14 protein-coding genes and 2 tRNA genes are annotated in these 20,611 nt (G+C 40.8%); 6 read left to right on the forward strand and 10 right to left on the reverse strand.

From position 1 onward, the window contains the following. Positions 1 to 1,116 precede the first annotated feature (1,116 nt). From hrpA to AAEZ02_RS07605, 3 genes are all read right to left on the reverse strand, one after another. Positions 1,117 to 4,992 carry an ATP-dependent RNA helicase HrpA gene (hrpA, locus tag AAEZ02_RS07595; RefSeq protein WP_101030522.1) on the reverse strand — a complete coding sequence of 1,292 codons (3,876 nt, stop codon included), beginning with the start codon at positions 4,990 to 4,992 and terminating at the stop codon, positions 1,117 to 1,119. A 77-nt stretch (positions 4,993 to 5,069) separates the two neighbouring features. Further along, positions 5,070 to 5,486 (reverse strand): CBS domain-containing protein, encoded by a 417-nt coding sequence (locus tag AAEZ02_RS07600; protein ID WP_124014104.1) that lies wholly within the window; start codon positions 5,484 to 5,486, stop codon positions 5,070 to 5,072. 170 nt (positions 5,487 to 5,656) lie between these two features. Beyond that, a complete protein-coding gene (locus AAEZ02_RS07605) occupies positions 5,657 to 6,691 on the reverse strand; it encodes an isoaspartyl peptidase/L-asparaginase family protein (RefSeq protein ID WP_351088583.1) in 1,035 nt (344 codons plus the stop codon). Positions 6,692 to 6,879: 188 nt separating this feature from the next. On the opposite strand from AAEZ02_RS07605, the gene AAEZ02_RS07610 reads away from it, so the two are divergent. Together AAEZ02_RS07610 and tamB are read left to right on the forward strand one after the other, a co-directional pair. Beyond that, positions 6,880 to 8,670: an autotransporter assembly complex protein TamA gene (locus tag AAEZ02_RS07610; protein WP_351088585.1), complete on the forward strand. Its 1,791-nt coding sequence runs from the start codon at positions 6,880 to 6,882 to the stop codon at positions 8,668 to 8,670. Beyond that, the gene (gene tamB / locus AAEZ02_RS07615) at positions 8,667 to 12,593 is read left to right on the forward strand and encodes an autotransporter assembly complex protein TamB (protein WP_351088582.1); all 3,927 of its coding nucleotides are present in this window, start codon (positions 8,667 to 8,669) and stop codon (positions 12,591 to 12,593) included. Before AAEZ02_RS07610 ends, tamB begins: the two co-directional genes overlap by 4 nt. An 81-nt stretch (positions 12,594 to 12,674) precedes the next feature. On the opposite strand, the gene rplY is transcribed toward tamB, so the two are convergent. The 3 genes from rplY to AAEZ02_RS07630 form a co-directional block, all read right to left on the reverse strand. Next, positions 12,675 to 12,962 (reverse strand): 50S ribosomal protein L25, encoded by a 288-nt coding sequence (gene rplY, locus AAEZ02_RS07620; RefSeq protein WP_101030500.1) that lies wholly within the window; start codon positions 12,960 to 12,962, stop codon positions 12,675 to 12,677. Positions 12,963 to 13,078: 116 nt separating this feature from the next. Next, positions 13,079 to 13,630: a peptidoglycan L,D-endopeptidase MepK gene (mepK, locus tag AAEZ02_RS07625; RefSeq protein ID WP_101030497.1), complete on the reverse strand. Its 552-nt coding sequence runs from the start codon at positions 13,628 to 13,630 to the stop codon at positions 13,079 to 13,081. A 261-nt stretch (positions 13,631 to 13,891) separates the two neighbouring features. Next, complete coding sequence (locus AAEZ02_RS07630) at positions 13,892 to 15,319, reverse strand: L,D-transpeptidase family protein (protein WP_351088581.1); 1,428 nt, start codon at positions 15,317 to 15,319, stop codon at positions 13,892 to 13,894. Between the two features lie 486 nt (positions 15,320 to 15,805). Here AAEZ02_RS07630 and AAEZ02_RS07635 point away from each other — a divergent pair, with 486 nt between their 5' ends. Beyond that, the gene (locus AAEZ02_RS07635; RefSeq protein WP_101030490.1) at positions 15,806 to 16,081 is read left to right on the forward strand and encodes an HU family DNA-binding protein; all 276 of its coding nucleotides are present in this window, start codon (positions 15,806 to 15,808) and stop codon (positions 16,079 to 16,081) included. A 334-nt stretch (positions 16,082 to 16,415) separates the two neighbouring features. Here the strand turns inward: AAEZ02_RS07635 and AAEZ02_RS07640 are convergent. The 3 genes from AAEZ02_RS07640 to rluB all read right to left on the reverse strand — a co-directional run bounded on the left by AAEZ02_RS07640 (position 16,416) and on the right by rluB (position 18,114). Then, a tRNA-Leu gene (locus AAEZ02_RS07640) sits at positions 16,416 to 16,501 on the reverse strand. A gap of 217 nt (positions 16,502 to 16,718) precedes the next feature. Next, positions 16,719 to 17,048, reverse strand: a complete 330-nt coding sequence (locus AAEZ02_RS07645; protein ID WP_101030488.1) for a hypothetical protein — start codon at positions 17,046 to 17,048, stop codon at positions 16,719 to 16,721. A 193-nt stretch (positions 17,049 to 17,241) separates the two neighbouring features. Further along, a complete protein-coding gene (gene rluB / locus AAEZ02_RS07650) occupies positions 17,242 to 18,114 on the reverse strand; it encodes a 23S rRNA pseudouridine(2605) synthase RluB (RefSeq protein WP_101030484.1) in 873 nt (290 codons plus the stop codon). A gap of 474 nt (positions 18,115 to 18,588) precedes the next feature. Between rluB and AAEZ02_RS07655 the strand changes: the two genes are divergently transcribed. From AAEZ02_RS07655 to AAEZ02_RS07665, 3 genes are all read left to right on the forward strand, one after another. Next, a tRNA-OTHER gene (locus AAEZ02_RS07655) sits at positions 18,589 to 18,661 on the forward strand. A gap of 42 nt (positions 18,662 to 18,703) precedes the next feature. Then, positions 18,704 to 19,012, forward strand: coding sequence for a hypothetical protein (locus AAEZ02_RS07660; protein WP_351122518.1), 309 nt, complete (start codon positions 18,704 to 18,706; stop codon positions 19,010 to 19,012). A gap of 408 nt (positions 19,013 to 19,420) precedes the next feature. Further along, positions 19,421 to 19,642 (forward strand): hypothetical protein, encoded by a 222-nt coding sequence (locus AAEZ02_RS07665; protein ID WP_351122521.1) that lies wholly within the window; start codon positions 19,421 to 19,423, stop codon positions 19,640 to 19,642. 43 nt (positions 19,643 to 19,685) lie between these two features. On the opposite strand, the gene AAEZ02_RS07670 is transcribed toward AAEZ02_RS07665, so the two are convergent. Next, positions 19,686 to 20,579: a hypothetical protein gene (locus tag AAEZ02_RS07670; RefSeq protein ID WP_351122524.1), complete on the reverse strand. Its 894-nt coding sequence runs from the start codon at positions 20,577 to 20,579 to the stop codon at positions 19,686 to 19,688. Positions 20,580 to 20,611 lie beyond the last annotated feature (32 nt).

The following is a 20,611-nucleotide window of genomic DNA, read 5'->3' on the forward strand; positions in this document are numbered from 1 at the left end:
CAATAAAAAATAGCAGCCTAGGCTGCTATTTTTAGTTTCTGTGTCGAAGTATTTAATGCGAGAACTAAATAGCCTTAGCATTAAGATGCTCATTCAATGGTCTTATTCTTCGTCAGAAGGCAAAGACTCTAACACGTCATCTTTCACTTGATAGTAAGCGTTTTCGTATTCATGAACTTCCATAATCACTCCAATCTTTTAAGTCTTTTTGTAGGTGTAGGCATGTCTTTTTATATACAAAAACACGATGTTGAATCCTAAAAACTGACGACATCTTGTTAATGCTGGGCGGGGATGACATTTACCTTACAGAGAGAAGAGTAACAATCACTTTCTTCTTGGAACGAGTATATCAATAGTCAGATCACATTTAAACCGCAATTACGAAAAACTTTCAGTTCTGTTGTGCGAATAGTCTACATAACACCACGAAATGAAGGAAACACTCACTTTTATGAAAGTTTTTCAAGAAAGTGAACATTAAAAAGGGGGAGATGTCTTGAACTATTGCAGCAATTGCCGACTCTTGTTTTGATAGGATTATGATTCACATCCATTGCATTAGTTGTTTAAGTAAATAGAAATACTCAATTTTTTATGTTTCTGGCATATTTTTAAAATCATGGTTATTCCTTAAGAGATAGGTAACAAAAAAAGTGGAATGCTTGTGTTGATCCTAAAATACGAGTTTCAGGAACAACTATCTTGAAAAACACCGCTAAGTGTTCAACATTATGTTGGCCAACAACAGTATCTAGACAGGAATAGTTGTCCAGAACAATTCTTCCTACAATCATATTAGTTAAGTTCAGGATAATATACGGTTATCAAATAGCTTGTTGCCTTACTCTGTGTGTTGCATCGACTCGCTATTGACGTGGGGAAAAGCCTTGTTGTCAAAAACGGGTATGTTTGATATTGCCGACTTGAAATAATCCCGTTTTATCGATTTATCCCATCGCTTATCCAGAGCTGAGGATAGTTACCCAGAAAGCGCCCTATGCCGACTAAGTACTAAATAATTTATCAATTTAGGATAAGCAATAAAAAAAACCGACATCAGCTGAGTGATCTCGGTTGTATTTATGCCGTCATGCGGAAGATCAATTTATCAGATTACACTTGATTGATATAATTCAACACACGCTTTTCTGAAATGGGATAAGCGGTGCCTAACACTTGTGCAAAACATGATACCCGATACTCTTCTATCATCCAGCGAGCTTCAATCAAGGCTTCAGGAACGGGTTGTGAGCGTGGCACTTTGGCCGATTGGGCCGTTAATGCCTGTTGTACTTTAGCAATGCTGTGCATGTGTAAGCGATCTCGCGCGGGGTCAACTGGCAGCTTTTCTAGTCTATTTTCAATAGCTTTCAGATAACGGCCCACATCAGTTAACCGTTGCCAGCCACAGTCGTCCACAAAGCCTTTATAAACGAGGCTATCAAGTTGAGTTTGAATATCGCTCATCGCAAACGCGATATCCAAGCTAATTTTACCTTTCAAACGTTTTTTAATACGTTGATAAATCGTCAAAATTTGCTCTACATTTAGCGCAATAGACTCTGCAGTCGGGTTAAGCTCTTGGCGGACCCAATCTTTTGCTTGTTCAAACTGCTGCTCGTTGCGAATGTCGAGTTGTTTTTGATCTAACAACTGCTGTACAGCAGCATTAATAATATCTTCAATTAATATCTGCACTTGCCCAAACGGATTAAAGTACATCGCCAGCTTGGCCTTATTAGGCAATGCTTGTTGCAAGTGCTTCACTGGCGAAGGGATATTAATCAATAATAATCGGCGCAGTCCGACTCGATGATGGCGTTTAGCTTCATGTTCATCATCAAATAACTTAATCGACACATCGGTTTTATTATCCATTAATGCCGGATACGCTTTGACTTCGTAATTACCTTTTCGCTGTTGATATTGAACCGGTAAATCGCCAAATGACCATGTTGTTATCGCATGTTGCTCGATGCCTTTATCTGCCACTTTACGGATCGCTTTGGCCACAACGCCTTGTAACTGACCTTTCAACGCTTCTAAATCACGTCCTTGAGCGACTAAACGACCTTGATCGTCTTCAATTTTAAAGTTTATTTTAAGGTGTTCTGCCAATTGAGTTAACTCAAAATCATCTGCAGAAATTCTGACACCGCTCATGCGCAGTAATTGTTTACACATGGTATCAAGCATCGATAACTCAAACGGTTTCATTGCTTGATAACATGCCCGGGCATAGTCCGGAGCGGGAACAAAGTTACGCCGCAGATTTTTAGGCAGTGACTTAATCAATGCAATCAGCTTTTCTTCTCGTAATCCTGGAACGAGCCAATCAAAATCACTGTCATCAATTTGATTAATCAGTGCGACAGGAATATGCACAGATACACCATCATCAACACTCGCCGGCTCAAAATGATAACTGACAGTTAAGGCTAAATTACCTTTATGCCATATTTCTGGGAAGTCGAGTGCAGATATATGGTCGGCACTTCGCTGCATTAATAAAGATTGGCTGTAATCAAGTAAGTCAGGTGTTTGTTGACGTGCTGTTTTCCACCAAGCAAAAAATAGCGGCGCGTTATAAATGCCTGGCGGGATCAAGGGTTCATAAAAATCCACCAGCACTTGTTCGTCGACTAAAATATCTCTACGACGAGACTTGTGCTCTAACGCTTCTATGTCATTCAATAGCTTTTGATTATTAACAAAAAAGGCTTCTTTCGTTTGTAACTGCCCTTCTGCTAATGCACTGTGAATAAAGATTTCTCGGGCTTCTATCGGGTCAATAGGGCCATATTGTACTCGACGTCTGTTGACTATCATCAAGCCATACAGTATTTGATTTTCGAGTGCGATCACACTGGCCGCTTTCGCTTCAAAATGGGGCTCGAGATACTGCTTTTTCACTAAATGAGACGCGAGTGATTCTAACCATTCTGGATCAATTTTGGCGCAGCAACGGGCAAACAAACGCGAGGTTTCCGTGAGCTCGGCGGCCATAATCCACTTAGGACCTTTTTTGGCTAATGGCGAGCCGGGGAAAACGAAAAATTTACGGTTACGGGCCCCTAAATACTCATTATTTTCACCTTTAAAACCAACATGGCTTAACAATCCTGATAATAATGCTCTATGTAATTGCTCGTAACTGGGCGCGCTGGCATTAATACGCCATTTCAATTCATGTACTGCTTGTTTTACTTGGGTATACAGATCTTGCCATTCACGTACGCGTAAATACGCGAGATATTCATCACGGCATTGTTTTCTGAACTGACTGGCTGACAACTCATTTTTTTGATCTTTAACGTGATCCCATAACTTCACCCAACTTGCAAAATCAGAGTCTTTATCGGCATAACGCCGATGGCACTCGTCTGCCGCTTGTTTCTTCTCTGTGGGGCGTTCTCGCGGATCTTGGATCGACAAACCGGTAGTAATCACTAATGCTTCGTGTAAACATCCCAATTTATTGGCTTCAATGACCATTCGAGCCAAACGCGGATCGAGGGGGATTTTGGCTAAGTCTTTGCCTAATGGCGTTAAGACTAAGTCATCCCCAGATTTTTTAACCGCTTGTAACTCTTCAAGCAATAAAAAACCGTCTCGAATGTGTTTTTGATCCGGTGGCTGAATAAATGGAAATCCGCCAATATCCCCCAACCCAATCGACAACATATGTAAAATGACCGAGGCAAGATTGGTACGCAAAATTTCAGGATCGGTAAATTCGGGGCGCTGAATAAAATCCATTTCATCGTAAAGTCGAATACAAATACCAGGTCCGACACGGCCACAACGTCCTTGACGCTGATTTGCACTGGCTTGTGAAATGGGTTCTATCGGTAGACGTTGCACTTTAGTACGGTAACTATAACGGCTAATGCGAGCGGTACCGGGATCGATAACATAGCGGATCCCCGGCACGGTTAATGAGGTTTCGGCAACGTTGGTGGCTAATACGATACGGCGGCCAATATGGCTTTTAAAGACTTTAGACTGTTCACCGTAAGAAAGACGAGCGTACAAAGGTAAAACTTCAGTATCGCGATATTGTTGTTTATTGAGTAAATCAGCAGTATCACGAATTTCACGTTCACCATTCATAAATATCAAGATGTCGCCAGGTCCTGCTGCCATTAACTCATCAACGGCACTAAAAATCCCATCACTGACATCTAAATCAACATCGGTATCACGTACTAATGGACGATAACGCGTTTCAACTTCAAAGGTACGTCCAGACACTTCAATAACTGGGGCATTGTTAAAATGTTTTGAAAAACGGTCTACATCGATGGTAGCGGAAGTAATAATGACTTTTAAGTCTGGACGTTTTTTTAATACCTGCTTCAGATACCCCAAAATAAAATCAATGTTTAAGCTTCGTTCATGCGCTTCATCAATAATAATCGCATCGTACTGGTTTAGAAATCGGTCCGAGGTGAGTTCCGCAAGCAAAATACCGTCGGTCATCAGTTTGATATAACTCTTGTCACTCATGGCATCGGCAAAACGAACTTTAAAGCCAACGACATCGCCTAATGGGCTATTAAGTTCTTCAGCAATACGGTTCGCGACACTTCGTGCAGCAAGACGACGTGGTTGAGTATGGCCAATTAAGCCTCGAGTCCCTAAGCCCAGTTCAAGACAGATTTTAGGTAACTGAGTGGTTTTACCTGACCCAGTCTCCCCCGCCACAATCACCACTTGGTTATTGGCAATGGCAGAAGCAATATCATCTCGTTTTTGTGAAACCGGCAGCTCATCGGGATAATCAATAACCGGTCTAGACTGTAAGCGCTGTTGCGCTTTTGCGAAGGCTTGCTGCGCGGCTTCAGTCAACTGCACTAACGTTTGGGATTTTTTTTCAGACTCGGGTTCTTTATTGACTCGATACAAACGACGACGAATTTTAGCCGCGTCGGTTTGATAACAAAGATTGAGATACGCCTTAGATAGCGGGTGAAGGTCCGAATTCAAATCTGATTCCCTTGCTTACATCAAAAAAAGCGATCCTAGCAAGGAAAACAGCAGAATGGTATTGATTTTAACAATTGTTAGACTGGAGATAAGTAACACTGTTGCATATAAATATTCATCGCCTTAAGCACATTGGTCCGATTAATGGTACCAATGACTTTCCCCGCGCTCAATACAGGGTAAATCTTGGGTTTAGGCCCTAACATTTGTTCGGCTAATGCCAATATGCTTTCATCGGGCGTAACCGACAATACAGGGCTTTTCATGCAGTCTTGTACTGTGCTGGTCATGTCACAGTGATAGCTACTTTTTAACATCACAGATAAACAATCTTGTTGAGACAAAAAGCCCACTAATAGCCCAGTATTATCAATAACAGGCGCACCATTTTTCTTACTATCAAGTAGTTTTTCTACTGCAATAGCCAGTGACATATCCGCAGTTAATAATACTGGATGCCTGTCCATATAATCTTTAATTTTTATTGAATCCATATAACCCCCTAAATGCACGCTAATTGACTACGTGCATAATAAATCTCGTCAATCAATTCATATTGAATCAACATTCAAGTACTGACTTGATTAAGTTTAGTCAATAATGGTCCAGTGGATAGAAAATAAAACCGATTGTATTAATCGGTACTTATTATCACAGCTAGAACTTACTTGTCACGCCAGATCATAATTGTTGCAGCTTGGCCTTTGCTTCGAGTTGCACGATACATACCTTCGGTATTAAATGGCGTAGCGATATTGCCACGCTGATCAATTGCTATCACGCCTCCAGTTCCACCAGCCGATATTAAGCGTTGATTAATGACTTCATCAGCCGCTTGAATAATCGATACTTGTTGGTATTTAACTTTAGCGCATATGTCACCCGCCACCTGATAACGGATAAAATACTCACCGTGCCCTGTTGCAGATACCGCACAGACGCCATTTTCAGCATAGGTTCCGGCGCCAATGACCGGAGAATCACCAATACGGCCAAAACGTTTTGCTGTCATGCCGCCGGTTGATGTCCCAGCAGCAAGGTTACCTTGCTTATCAAGTGCTACTGCACCCACTGTGCCATATTTATAATTGGCACTTAACTGTTCTACTGACGCCTGATAATCGCCACCGTTATTTTGCTCGGCTTCAATGATACTCGCTTTAGCATCAAGCAACTGTGAATAACGATGTGGGGTATCAAAATGACTGTTAGGCACTAAACTAAATTGTTGTGTTAATGCAAATTCTTCAGCCCCTTGTCCATAAAGCATTACATGAGGTGATTTTTCCATCACCTTTCTCGCTAAATCAATCGGGTTTTTAATATGTTTAACCCCAGCAACCGCACCAGCGTTCATAGTGTTACCGTCCATGACTGAGGCATCAAGCTCATGGCCACCATCAAAGGTATAAACAGCACCAACCCCAGCATTAAACAATGAACTATTTTCTAACACATTTATCGCAGCTTGCACCGCATCGAGGCTGTCGCCGCCTTTATCTAACACTTTATATCCAGCATCAACTGCCTGCTTAAGTTTGTTGCGAATGGCTTTCTCTTGCTCAGGGCTTAGACTGGCTGCTGAAATAGTGCCGGCGCCACCATGGATTGCAATAGCAAAAGGTTTATCATCTTTCGCAAAACTGGTATTGGACGTTAAGCTTAAACATAGCGCAATCGTTAAATATAATTTATTCATGTTAGAAAAATCCTTGAAGGTGGTTTATCTTTGTAACCATTTCTGCTTGTAATTTCAATCATATCCTTGCGACTTTTATACTTTGTAGCGACAATGGTCATCATCATAAATTTTGGGGAAGTTAGCTTAACTTGTCGACAAAACGCCTTAAAATTAGCCAATTCCTATTACTTTCGTTGACCTTACTGATGTCAGGCTTTGTGCTGGCCGACGAAAATTGGTTAACAATTAACGTTACCGGCGTGCCGAAAAAAATTGAAAAGAACATTGTTGCTCATTTAGGCACCTTGCCAGATAACGATGTTCAGCGGCGTGCATTTTTATTTACCGTTGACGATAACACCCATAATGCGCTTGAATCCATGGGCTACTACCATGCAATTTTAGATATTGATGTTAAAGAGAATGATAAAGGCCCTTGGGAGTTAAGCCTCAATATAACCCCAGGAGAACCGGTCATTATTCAATGGGTGGATATTCATTTTCAAGGTGACATGCTCCAAGATAATACCTTTTCACTCTGGCTAAACAGTCTAAAAATTAAGCCTGGTGATACCTTAAACCACGGTGTCTATGATTCGATAAAATCACAGTTAATCACGTTAGCGCTGGCAAGAGGATATTTTGATGGTCAATACACCAAATCAGAAATCAACATTAATCGTGACTTAAATACCGCCCAAATTAACCTACAGTTTAATTCTGGTAAGCGCTATTTATTTGGTGATGTTCACTTTGAAGGCAGTACTCTCAATGATGACATTGTTGAATCATTAATTCCTTTTGATGCTGATGTGCCTTACGCCACACAGCTATTAACTGAGTTTAATCGCAATTTATTAAACACAGGTTACTTCAGTAACATTAAAGTATTACCACAATTAGATAAAATTGATACGGGGGTAGTGCCCATTAACGTTCAGTTAAGTCCACGCCCTAGTCATCTTATTGGAGTAGGTTTAGGTGCTGATATCGGTAACAGTACTGAAAACAGTGTCGATCCTCGCGTGCGAGTCACTTGGCGCACGCCGCAAATAAATCGCTATGGCCATAATCAAGAAACCAGTGCAGAGTGGTCTCCTGAACGACCTAAAATTTTGACGACTTATACTATTCCATTAACCCACCCTTTGGATGATCAACTAAAAATAAAACTAGGAATATTACGTGACACATATGGTGTCACCCAAGATTATGACGCTGAAAAACGTCAATTTAACAATACCGGTCAACTAGAGTCTAGAAAGTACTTAGTTGGATTAACCCGTCAACGGCGCTCTAAAAGCAATTGGTTACATGGTTATTCAGTTGAGTCTATTAGAGAATTCTATAATCAACTCGATACAGATTTCGACCCACGTTTTTATTTATTGGGTTACAACCTCACAAAAACCGTTCGTGGTGATAATAGCCTCGATCCCAAGTCAGGTTATCGTCAAACTTATAGCCTTGAGTACGCTGATCCTTCCTTAGGCTCCACCATTCGGCTTGGCCGTTTACAAGCCAGATTTAAATGGGTTGATACTCTATTTGATAAGCACAGGTTTGTCGCCAGAATGGACTTAGCGGCCAATATTGTTGATAAACATGATATTAACAATATTCCACCATCGTTACGTTATTTCGCCGGTGGAGACCAAAGTATACGGGGTTACAGTTATCAAGAATTAGGGCCTTATATTGACTATACCAACAGCGAAGGAGGCTTATCTCGACAGGTCGTCGGCGGACGCTATTTAGCCATTGGTAGCGTAGAATATCAATACTATCTTACTCCAACCTGGCGTGTCGCCACCTTTGTCGATGCTGGCAATGCTTTTGATACTCAGCAATTTGAACCCGTGGTATCTGTTGGCGGTGGGGTGCACTGGATATCACCCATTGGTCCAATTAGAATGGACTTAGGTTTTGGCTTAAAAGAAACCGAGACGGTCGCACGTTCATATCGTTTCCATTTAACCATGGGAACAGATTTATGATAGATAAACATACTGAGCAAAGTCTTTTGCAAAATAATGAGCAAAATAATGAGCAAAATACTCAATCAGAGGAATCACTCAAGCCAAGTCATAAAAAAGTAAACAGATCAACCAGCCTATCGGCAAGAATTTGGCGCAGTGTTAAGCTTTATACCCGAATACTCATCTATGTCCCTTTGGTGTTATTGATGCTGTTTGCCATCATTATCGGCACCCCATTTGGCAGTAGAATGGGAGTCATACTAGTCAATCAATTTGTCAGCGATGTTGACGTTGAGTATGCCTCTGGCACCTTAAATGGTGAACTCACTTTGCATCACGTGTCATGGTCAATGCCAGGGATCAGTGTCAATGCAGAAAATTTAACATTAGGATGGCTGCCTACCTGTTTGATTAACAGACAAATTTGTGTGACAAATCTCGTTGCATCGAGCATTGATGTAAACATTGTCAGCGATAAAATTCCAGTATCTACAAACGCTAATGAAACAGGTGATATCGAAGACCCTTTTACCGAGCTTGAATTACCCTTTGACATTAGCCTTAGCCACGCCCAATTGGCACACGTTACTGTTGATGTGAATAACATGACATTTTATGCCGATAATTTAACCACTCAAGCCATCTGGAATAGCACAGGGCTTGTGGTTGAATCACTCACAAGCCAAGGGCTAATCGTCAATATTCCTGATACAACATCAGCAAGCCAAACCAATCATCAAGCAGAGAACAAAGCGACTAATCAAACTGCTGACGCCAAAGCAGTTTCATGGCCACTGGCTAATTTGCCACAAGTATTTATGCCTTTTCCTGTCAATGTTAGGCAATTTAATGCCACTGAAAGTCAGCTCATTATCGGTAAACGTGCTGACCATTTTAGCCATATCGCGTTAGCCGCCAGTTTTCGTCAATTTCAACTTGGAATAACCCAACTGGATATTCAACACAATGATGGTGATGTGAGTGTTATGGGGGAAATAGCTTTACTCGACCATTATCCACTCACATTAAAGCTCGTTGCCAATGTGGATAATCTACCTGAATTGCCGGGGCTTAAACAACAACAACTCCAGCTGGATCTCACCCAAGACTTAAGTCGGTTAAATATCAACGCTATTGCTAAGGGCGATACTCATTTTAATCTTGCCGCTGAAATGAATCTCACCACAGCAGCGCTTGATTACCAAGTAACGCTTACCGACGCCGCATTACAGTGGCCGCTAAAAAATCCGCAGTACACCAGCAATATTAGCCGTTTTACCAGTCAAGGTAATATTAAAGACCAAGTGGCGCAGTTTGAAGGGCAACTGACCACGCCTTACCACCCTGCTTTGGCTATTATTGCAGATGTCGTTAATCGTAAGCAAAAACTGACCATTAATAAACTTAATATCCAATCCGTTGCTGGCAATATAGATCTGACAGGACAGCTGTCATATCGAGATAAAATAACATGGCAAGCCAATGTGCTTACCGACGCTATTCAATTGCAATACATTGATTATATTAATCAGCAAACCTCCATCAAAAGTAAATTCGGTGGCCGTTTTAACAGCAGTGGCACCATCGCTGATAAACAATGGAAAGTGGCAGTCCAAGATGCGAACTTAACAGGATATTTAAATGGTTATCCATTGAATTTACAAGGTGATATTTCATTAAATCAAGAGCTTGCTATTAATGCGACCAATCTTCAAGCAAATGCACTGGGGGCTCAGTTAGTCATCAATGGCCAAGCCAACAAAGCTTGGAACATCGCTGCCGAACTTAGCGTGCCCGATGTTAGCCAATGGCTAAAAGGTGGCCGCGGTAATATCTTTGCCAAAGTTGATGTAACCGGCAATAGTGCAGACCCAATAGTTGATATTAATGCAAAGATCAGCCAATTCAGTTACCAAGGCAGTAAAATAGACAGCCTTGATTTACGCGCCAATTACCACCCCTATGCACAGCACAAGTATTGGATTGAACTGCATAATACTAATCTCGTATGGGACAGCTATAAACTGACGGATATCGCATTCTTCAGTGAAGGCAATCAACATCAACAACAAAGTAAGCTCAATACTCAAGGTGATGTGGTCATCAACACTCAAATGACCAGTAGTAGCAATATCGATAAACAACAGTTCAATGCCAAATTAACAGAATTCAGGATCAGTAATGCTCTTGGACAATGGCAACAAGATAAACAAATTACTGCCAGTTGGGATCAACTTAATCATCGTGGCAGCGTGGGCCGTTTTTGCTTAGTGCATCCCCACAATAAATTATGTTTAATCAATGATGTTAATTTGGGTCACACTGGCCAAGCCAATATGACATTTACCGGTAACCCAGGTAAATCATTAGCACCGATGTTGTCTAAAAAAATTACCTGGCACGGTGAAGCGGCATTAACCACTCAAGTTAATTGGGCTAAAGGTAAAAAGCCCACTGCCAATGTTCAGTTTACGCTCTTGCCAGGTAACATTAAGCTTAGCCGTACCAAAAATAATACCATTAGCATCGACTACCAGCAGTTATTATTACAAGCCTCTCTCGATGAAAAACAAATTATTACTTCATTAAGTTTTGATTCGTCCGGCATCGCCAGTTGGCAAAGTCAATTGAGTGTCAACATCACTCCTGATCGCACCATACAAGGTACGATCAATGTTAATGAACTGAATCTGGCTCCTTTTGGAGAGTTCTTCCCTAGGATCGAAACCTTAGAAGGCATTTTATCCAGTCGATTAAGCTTATCCGGCACCCTTATGGATCCTAGTGTATCGGGTAATATTAAACTCAACGACGGTGCATTTTCCTTATCAACCAATCCAACATTGATCGATAAAATCTACTTGTCACTGGCACTAGAAGGCCAACAAGGGCAACTCAATGGCCAATGGCATATGGGTGACGGACAAGTGAGCGCTCAAGGGACCCTCGATTGGCCACAAGGAAAATTTAGTGGTGATATTGATATAAAAGGCACTAATTTAGCTGTTATTCAACCACCTATAGCAATCTTAAATGTCTCTCCAGATATTAATATCACCTTTGATGAGCAACTGTTTGCGATAAAAGGCAACGTCAACGTGCCATCAGGACAAATAAAAATCTCTCAATTAGCAGAAGGAGGCGTTGCAGTATCAAACGATGTGGTATTCAACGATTCCGTTTCTGAAAAAATGGTTAGAACCAGTCCTTACGCCGTTACGGCCGATTTAAATATCAGTGTGGGTAAAAACCTTACCATCGATGGTATGGGTCTTAAGGGGAAGCTAGGAGGTGATCTTGTACTACAGCAGCAAGCTTTTAAGCCTCCCATGCTATTTGGTGATATCAAAGTCAATAAAGGTACCTATAAGTTTATGGGACAAACCTTAAGTATTGATACCGGTGAAGTCCAATTTGTTGGTCCGACAGCATTGCCAAACCTGAATATAGAAGCAACAAGAGACATTAAAGACAGCAATATAACCGCAGGAGTTCGAGTCACTGGCACACCAATGCGTCCAGTTGTCACCTTATTCTCTAACCCCGCGAAAGAGCAAGCTGAGGTGTTATCTTATATTTTGACGGGTAAAGGCTTTACCAGTACAACCAACCAACAAAGCAACTCATTAATGATGGGTGCTGCACTCAGTTTAGGCTCTCAATTTGATGGTGGAGCAATGAATAGCATTGGCAGTACTGCTACGGGGCTGGTTGAAAAATTTGGTTTTTCCAACGTACAACTTGATACCAACGATGATGGTAAAGTGGCCGTGAGTGGTTATGTTGGCGAAGACTTAATGATTAAGTATGGTGTGGGAGTATTTAACCCCGGTTATGAAATGACCGTGCGATATTATTTATTTTCACAATTGTATTTAGAAAGTGTCTCGAGTACCTTAAGTCAATCATTGGATATCTACTATAGTTTCGAAATCGATTAGCGTTTAGCGTAATTATAGAATTTAGCGATAAAATTCAGTCACAAAAAAAGCGCCCTTAGGCGCTTTTTTTCAACTCAGCAATTAAACAAACATGAAGTCGATATGTTCAATCAATTGTTTGAATGCATGACGTTGAATAGCTTTTACACGAACGCTAACTTCTTTACCGTCTATAGAGATGGTTAAATCAGTTGTATAAAAGTCATCATTTGATTGAATATTAATGATGTCTTTGTGTGCAAACTTGATTGATATAGGCTCTTTACCTGGACCATAGATTACTGCAGGAACTTGATCTGCATGACGTAGGCGGCGGCTCGAACCTTTCCCGATTTCTGTGCGGGTTTCTGCATTGATTGTGTAAGACATTAGTCACTCACTTAATAATTAATAAAGTATGAAGGCGTCACCATTTTCGACCAACGATGACTCAAATAAAGCGCGCAGATGTTACCACAGTCACCAACAGCCCACAAGCAGATATATTAACCCCAATGCCTCACGGGGCCACAATCAACATGTACAAATCCATCGCGAGGGTAAAACCCCACCCCACCTAACTTTAGAGAAAGCGCAGCATCTCGTAAATGTTTAGTCGACACACCGGGTAAAGCAATATCCATCGCCATCCCTTTCATGTGGAAACTTTTCTTAGCAACACCGTTACTTCGCGATGCGAGCATTTGATTTGTTTTGGGTGAGCGATAAGCCGAGATAACATTAATTTCATCATGATTATCTAATGTAGTCTGTAATTTATACAAATATTCAAATAATCTTTTATCAATCGGCGCGGCGATATTTTGGCGGTGATCACGTAATACTTGATTAAATTCAATCAGTGTCTCAGATTGATATTGGCCATCAACCCAAAAACTCCCCTGACTTCTTTCACCGGTATGAAGGTTATAAAAACGTAAATCTTTAACACCATGAGTTGAACGACTTGCTTGAGCGGTATTAGGTAACAGAGTTACCACTGCGGCGCCGCTTAAGCCTAATAATAACTGCCGACGAGTTAGGCACTCTACTGTCATTTACACACCACTATAATCTACATCTTCGGGAGTTAACCATGTTATGGAACACAGTTTATGTCTAATTAATTTCTCTATAATTTAATACTGAGAATTGAACACTGAGAATTGTTGGTTTTTTGCCCAACTGATGAGTAAATTAAACATTAATGACAATAATTGCAAGTCTGGTCATTTTATCTTGCACAGTAAATGTGCAAATAAAGACTAATCTGTGAGATAGGTCAATGCCTTAGCATAGTGATTAACTTTACTTCATTATTACTGCGTGATCACTTTATCGGTAAAAATTGCATGTTGGCCAATCAAACTCACAACGTCAACGGAATCGACATCATAAATATCATCCCGATACTGAGCCACATGTTCATCATCAACCCAAGCTCGCCAGTAAACCAAATGCACAGGTAAAGTAGCAGATAGCGCAAACCACTGAGTTTTATCGTAATTTAATTGCATTCGGTTCCAAATGCGCTTATCAATGATCAAATATCGTGCAAACCAATCCGCTAACAGTTGTACTTTTTCAATCCGCACACACCCCGATGACAAAGCCCGTTGAGATTGGCGATATAATTCAGGATTAGGCGTGTCATGTAGATATACATCTAGATCGTTCTTAAAATGGAATTTATATCGCCCTAGCGAATTAAATGTCCCCGGGCGTTGAACAACCCGATAAGGAAACCGCCCTACGGCAGCCTCCTGCCATTGCTGTGCACTTTTCTCAACTAGGTGACCTTCATAATCAAACACATCAAACTTTTTTTTAGCTAAATAATGGCCGTCTTTATGAATTAGAGGCAACACATCTTTGCGTAATATCTGTCTCGGTACTGTCCAAGTGGGATTAAGTACGATATTTGAAATATTACCCTGCATGACTGGTGTTTGCCTATACGACTTACCCACAATCACTTTCGATTGCAGTACCACTTGATTATCTTCTACTAACACCATGTTGAAAGCGGGAATATTGATCAATAAATATGGTTGAGATAATCGGCTTGAATAAGCGGTTTTTTCCACAAAACTTTTTGCCAATAAGTGGCCGCGCGCTAATGGTGTTTGATTTAACCAAAATAACGTTTTTGGCCCGATAACTGAATCAGGTGTTAAGCCGTGACGGGCTTGAAATCGTTTAACGCTTTGCGCTAGGTCTTCTTTATAGACCACTTCATCCGCAGCATACTCAATAGCGTCGCCTAACAACCATAACCGTTGACGAATCAGTTTAATGCTTTGATGACCATCACCTAGGCGTAACAAACCACCAGGTTCAATAGCTGGCCATGATTGTGTTTGCGATAACCATATAAGTTTACGAAGGTAATTAACAACCCAAAGATAATCATCGACTTCAGGCTCTAAACTAATATTCTTCTCAACAATACTGGCCCCTGAGTTGAGCTTATCAAAAGATAACGGCACATTTTTTTGACGCCAAAAATCAGCGACAGATAACTGAATAATATCGACAGACTCTAGTTGCTCAGATATTGTACCCGCTTGTAGCGTTGTTAAATACTGTTCACGCTCTAATGTCGGTTCTGCAAGATACTGAAGTAAAAGGTTTTGTGTTAAGTTATCAAATTGACTTCGTGCATTCGCCGACAAAAACAGCGAAATAAATAACAGTAGCCATGCTACGCACTTATATCCCCTCACAAAGCCTAAACCACTGTTCATGTTCTTCCCCATCACACTTTTATCTCTACGCTAAGGCATACTCTTATCGCAATCAGCCTATTAATAAAGTTTAAAAATCGATATAACGGACACCGACTATTACTCAATATGGTTTCTTAATCCCATGAATAATGAAAACAACCCTTGTTAACACTCATGGGCACATTTGCAAATGACCATGAGGTGTTAGCCAAACCCGTTAACGATATTACTGCATATAAACAGCATAACGTAATGACTGAGCATACTCTTAAACCACTATTCCAGTATGGCAAATGTTGAGCAGGATTGAATAACAGATACATCTGAGCAACAAAACTTAATACCAAAGCGTTACCTTAGTGTACATATATCAAGCAACATTATAAAAAATAACCAATTAGCATGCGGTTATCATCAAGTTGCTATGAAGGTTAATCCTGAGTTGTTATAAGGGACGTTAGCGTGTACTTAAGCCAGCATTAAGATAATAACTGTGAGACTCTTATGAATAAAAAACAACTCATTCAATCAATGGCAATACAATTGGCCATCCCACAAAACCAAGTTAAGCCGCAATTAGAGCAAATTTTAGCGGTGATTCATCAAGGGCTTACTGAAGGCGAGAAGATTTACATTCCCCAATTTGGCACATTCGAACTGCGTTTTTATTTACCCAAATTAGGGCGTAATCCACAAACAGGTGAAACAATAGACATTGACGGATTTAATCAACCTAGCTTTAAAGCATCACCGGCTTTAAAAACCTTAATCAACACTTAACCGTTAAATCAAGGTGCTAGAGACTATAACTGCAGCAGTAGCGGGAAGACGGTTGAATGCTGGGCTTACTGAAGCCAACGTTAGACATTCAGAGCCTAAGTACTAGAGTACTTAGCAGCTAGAGACTATAACTGCAGCATTCAGACCTCACCCGCTCTTATAGCCGCGTAGCGAACTAGCAGGACGAAGTCCGTTCTAGTACCTAGGCTTGTTCGCTTTTATCACTCTCACCGTTTCTAACGTTTATTACCATTACAACCAAATTTCAGACATAAAAAAGCCCCAACTAATGTTGAGGCTTTTTTACACCACTCTCTATTGCTAGAGATTATAATGGTACCCGAGGCCAGACTTGAACTGGCACGCTTATTCAGCGAGGGATTTTAAATCCCTTGTGTCTACCGATTCCACCACTCGGGCAAACTTAGTGTGCTTTGATAGAAAAACATCAACTCACTTAATTTGTTTTACATAAGATAAACTGAGCGGATTTCGCCTCCCGCTTAACTTGAAGCACACTTTACTGATTTTTTTTGGCCAAGCAACTAAAACATTGATCACATCGAACTGAACGCTTCAAAAAACGCCAATCCGATGTAAAATCCAACAAAACAAAGTGTTTAGCACAGACATCTGATTAGTTGGCTCTCACTGGGGTTAAGCCCTTGCTACGATTAGTCACGGCTTCTTCAATCTCAAAGCCTGCTTCGCTCCACACTTGTGCTTCATCAACATTAAATGATTCTTTAGCCCAAATGGTTGCGGTGTCTAAATTGAAGTTAGCTTTTATCCAACCATCAGATTCAGCAGGTCCAAAGCCCCTTACACGCCAGTTTTGCGCTTGGGTCGAATCAAAGCCGATGGCTTTCCATTGACTAATCTCACGCTCAGACATGCCTTGCCAGCTAGGTACTGATGCACAAGCCACTAAACATAATACTAATAAACCTGACAATAATTTTTTCATACATTCCTGATAATCAACATAAATACCACTGCACATAAATCGTCAAATTACGCATAAGAGATCGTAAATTTTGTGGATCATATCTGAGAATTTATTTTTGACAAGTAGGATAAGAAAAAATAATTGTCCGTTAAACAAACCACAAAAAAAGGCCGCATCCGCGACCTTATTCACATTAACCTAAATCAAGACATTAGCTACGCTGACGACTTGGTTTTCCATGGTTACCGACCACTTTATGCTTACGCACTGCACGGCGGATTTTAGCGCTTTTAACTTTAGAACGCGCAACACTGTGTTTGTCGGTACCTAAAATTGAACGGGTTTCAGCTTCTAAACCGGCAAGTTTACGTAAGTAGTTTACTTGGTCAATAGTCAGCTCGATCCAGCCACCACGGGGTAAGGTCTTTGGTAATTCAACCATGCCATAGCGCACGCGGATCAAACGGCTGACTTGCACTTCTTGCGATTCCCACAAACGACGGACTTCACGATTACGCCCTTCACTCAGGGTCACATGCCACCATTGGTTGATACCTTCGCCACCAGCAGGTTTGATGCTGTCAAACTTTGCTGGACCATCTTCTAAGGGCACACCATTACGTAAACGCTGTACTGCGACATCTGACACTTCACCAAAGGTACGCACAGCGTATTCACGCTCTACTTCATTCGACGGATGCATTAAACGGTTAGCTAACTCACCATCACAGGTAAATAATAGTAACCCTGAAGTGTTAATGTCTAAACGACCTACCGCAACCCAGCGAGCATCACGCACTTTAGGTAAACGTTCAAACACGGTAGTACGGCCTTCAGGATCTTTGCGCGAACAAATCTCACCTTCAGGTTTATGGTATGCCAGTACACGACAAACAATGTCATCAGCTGATTTTAATGAAATAGCGCGGCCATCGATACGTATTTTGACATCAGCCTCAACACGATCACCTAAACCAGATATTTCACCGTCAACACTAACTCGGCCTGCAGCAATCCATGCCTCCATCTCACGACGGGAGCCATGGCCTGCACGGGCCAAGACTTTCTGCAATTTTTCACTCATTAGTTGACTCTTTTTCTATATATTTTTTATAAACAACAAGTTAAGCACTCATTGCATCTGTAAATTCAAGGCTATGTACACGCTCATGTACAAAACTATAAAAGTGGCTAAAGTATACTTGAAAGTTTCACAACTGCAAAATCCATGCTTGCGGTAACTTTTTAGTGTGGTTTAATTTGTATTGTGATTAATGGAAAGCCCAGTAAAGCCACAAATTAGTCCCAAGCTAATCACACTGATAGCACAGCTATCAATAAGACCTTTACTTTTAAGGCCAGTGGTAAGTTTCTGCAAATTACTAGGTGGACGCACCGGCACAAGTTACCGCACATGCGGTTAATTATATTTAGGTCTGCGTATGGGCAAATTGGTAAAGCCGTGCGAACCGTCGTTGTGGAATCACGTATACGCGAGTACGTCCACCCTCTAGGTTCAAGTCCTAGTGCGCAGACCTAAGTATAATTATATTGGTGAGGTGATTTTAGCTCAGTCTGGTAGAGCAGAGGGGATACCCTAAGAGCGCAGGTTCGAATCCTGCAAGTCATCTCAACCAATGTGATTAATCTACTGCAAGCGCTAAGGAAGCTTTATGGGTTACAGGCATCAAGTTATAAGCGACACGATGGTTCCAGACATAAAGAACCTACCAAAATGGTTTCTTGAAAAATATGAAGGGATTATTGATTTTAATAGGGATTATTGGGCGAGTTATTCTGAGCATAAGCGGTATGGTGTATTGAGTGCGTTAGATACTGATGTGCAAAAAGTTATTCAAGAACTAGATTGCCGCTCAATTCGCTTAGTCTATTTCGCTGATGAAAGTGGGGAAAATTTCCCAGACATTATTCATACCGCCATTAGCGCAACTGAAATTATCGAAAAAAACTGGGGAGAGTAGCTATCTCAACCAATGTGATTGTCTATCTAGTGAGGTCAATATGAGCAAAAAAATTCATTTTAAGGTTGTAGGGTTCGACCATAGGAATAATGGACAGTCAGAATATTATTTCAATAATCAGGCCGCTTGCGGATTTGCAGGAGTTACAGTAACAAAAGATAAAGCAGAGGTTGACTGTAAGCTATGTAATAGAGTTATAGATAAAAAATTGAACTCTTTATTATGAATGCTCTACGTAAGGCTACATAAAATGACTAAACACCAACCAAAGGGCGGCATGTGCGTTAACTGTATTAGCCGCAATAAGGATTGTTCACAATTGGACTTTAGCAAGATGCCAGTAATTGAAAGCTGCAAAGTTACTGGCGCTAAGATTGTGGCATGTAAGGAATACACAAAGGAACCGCAATGCACATAATAGCAATGCTAGCACTTTTAATCGCGGGATATGCGGCAGGCGAAAAGCTTAGCTGGCTTATCGGCCTGCCGATAATATGCCTCGGCTTATATATGTTTGTCGTTGGGGGTAAATCGATGGCAAGTTGGAGGCAAACACAAGAGGGCTTGTTCGCCCTGCTTGGTCTGTTTTGTATGGCGGGATTGTTTGTTAGTGCGGTTATGGGGTGGTAGTTAGTTTTTTTAATTAAAAAGGCCACTAAATATAGCCTTGATGTTAGATCGGTATGTTTGTGTAATTTATAGTGTAATCAATTTCATTCTTTTGGTATGGAGTGCTGTTACCACTAAAACGTTGACTCTTTACAATGTCAGCCTTTACAACACCAATCCGAGGGTAGTACCAGTAATAGCCCTCAGTAACATAGTAAACTCTTGATGTTGTGGTTTGAGTGCTTAATTCACGATACATTTTTAGTTTATAGGTTTCAAAACTCCCTAACTCAGTTTCAATGACCTCTTTCTTTTCAACTTCCCATTTAACAATAGAATCATACAGTCCTTTGGGATCCATAGTTATTAGCGATAAACCCCTATTACTTTTACCTGCAAACTCCCAACTATAACCGACCTTAAATTCGCTAGGTGATAAAGGTACTGGGTAACATGTATTTTCATCGATTCTATAGGCAATACAATAAATGTTGTCATCCCAAGATTTATCAACAACTAAAATGTCTTTGTCTGATATTAAATTATATCCACCAGATACTTCTGGGTAATCAACCCTGCTTGACTGAATAAAGCGTTCAGTTATTTGATTTTCAACAAAACCATCTATATCTACGGTATAAGTTGATATTAAGGTTTTACTTCCATCGGTGTCGTACCATTCATTTGAATCTGTTTCAATCTGCCATTCTAAACTGCCACCATTCCAATACTGACCCGATCCATCGCTATAAGTCTCGTCAAAATTAAACGTATAAGAAACATAGTCACCAAGTTCATACTGCCTTAACTTGTCTGAATTTAGTACATAATCAGCCAATGGTTTTGGCGTTGGTGTTGTTATTGTCTGGGTTGTACTTGATGAATTATCGTCACCTCCACCGCCACAACCTGATATGGATAATGCTGCAATCAATAACGCAAGTTTAATGTTTCTCATAAAATCCCTTTTAATCATGTAATAAGCCTTTG

It is taken from the genome of Shewanella sp. T24-MNA-CIBAN-0130 (genome assembly GCF_040310185.1).
Taxonomy (GTDB): Bacteria; Pseudomonadota; Gammaproteobacteria; order Enterobacterales; family Shewanellaceae; genus Shewanella; species Shewanella psychromarinicola.

Bases quoted from the DNA above. Each gene is read 5' to 3' on its own strand.
- AAEZ02_RS07635 (WP_101030490.1), top strand. From the start codon at position 15,806: ATGAATAAAAAACAACTCATTCAATCAATGGCAATACAATTGGCCATC.
- AAEZ02_RS07645 (WP_101030488.1), bottom strand. From the start codon at position 17,048: ATGAAAAAATTATTGTCAGGTTTATTAGTATTATGTTTAGTGGCTTGT.
- rplY (WP_101030500.1), bottom strand. From the start codon at position 12,962: ATGTCTTACACAATCAATGCAGAAACCCGCACAGAAATCGGGAAAGGT.
- AAEZ02_RS07665 (WP_351122521.1), top strand. From the start codon at position 19,421: ATGCACATAATAGCAATGCTAGCACTTTTAATCGCGGGATATGCGGCA.
- AAEZ02_RS07610 (WP_351088585.1), top strand. From the start codon at position 6,880: ATGTCAGGCTTTGTGCTGGCCGACGAAAATTGGTTAACAATTAACGTT.
- AAEZ02_RS07660 (WP_351122518.1), top strand. From the start codon at position 18,704: ATGGGTTACAGGCATCAAGTTATAAGCGACACGATGGTTCCAGACATA.
- AAEZ02_RS07670 (WP_351122524.1), bottom strand. From the start codon at position 20,579: ATGAGAAACATTAAACTTGCGTTATTGATTGCAGCATTATCCATATCA.
- tamB (WP_351088582.1), top strand. From the start codon at position 8,667: ATGATAGATAAACATACTGAGCAAAGTCTTTTGCAAAATAATGAGCAA.
- AAEZ02_RS07630 (WP_351088581.1), bottom strand. From the start codon at position 15,319: ATGAACAGTGGTTTAGGCTTTGTGAGGGGATATAAGTGCGTAGCATGG.
- AAEZ02_RS07605 (WP_351088583.1), bottom strand. From the start codon at position 6,691: ATGAATAAATTATATTTAACGATTGCGCTATGTTTAAGCTTAACGTCC.
- AAEZ02_RS07600 (WP_124014104.1), bottom strand. From the start codon at position 5,486: ATGGATTCAATAAAAATTAAAGATTATATGGACAGGCATCCAGTATTA.
- mepK (WP_101030497.1), bottom strand. From the start codon at position 13,630: ATGACAGTAGAGTGCCTAACTCGTCGGCAGTTATTATTAGGCTTAAGC.
- rluB (WP_101030484.1), bottom strand. From the start codon at position 18,114: ATGAGTGAAAAATTGCAGAAAGTCTTGGCCCGTGCAGGCCATGGCTCC.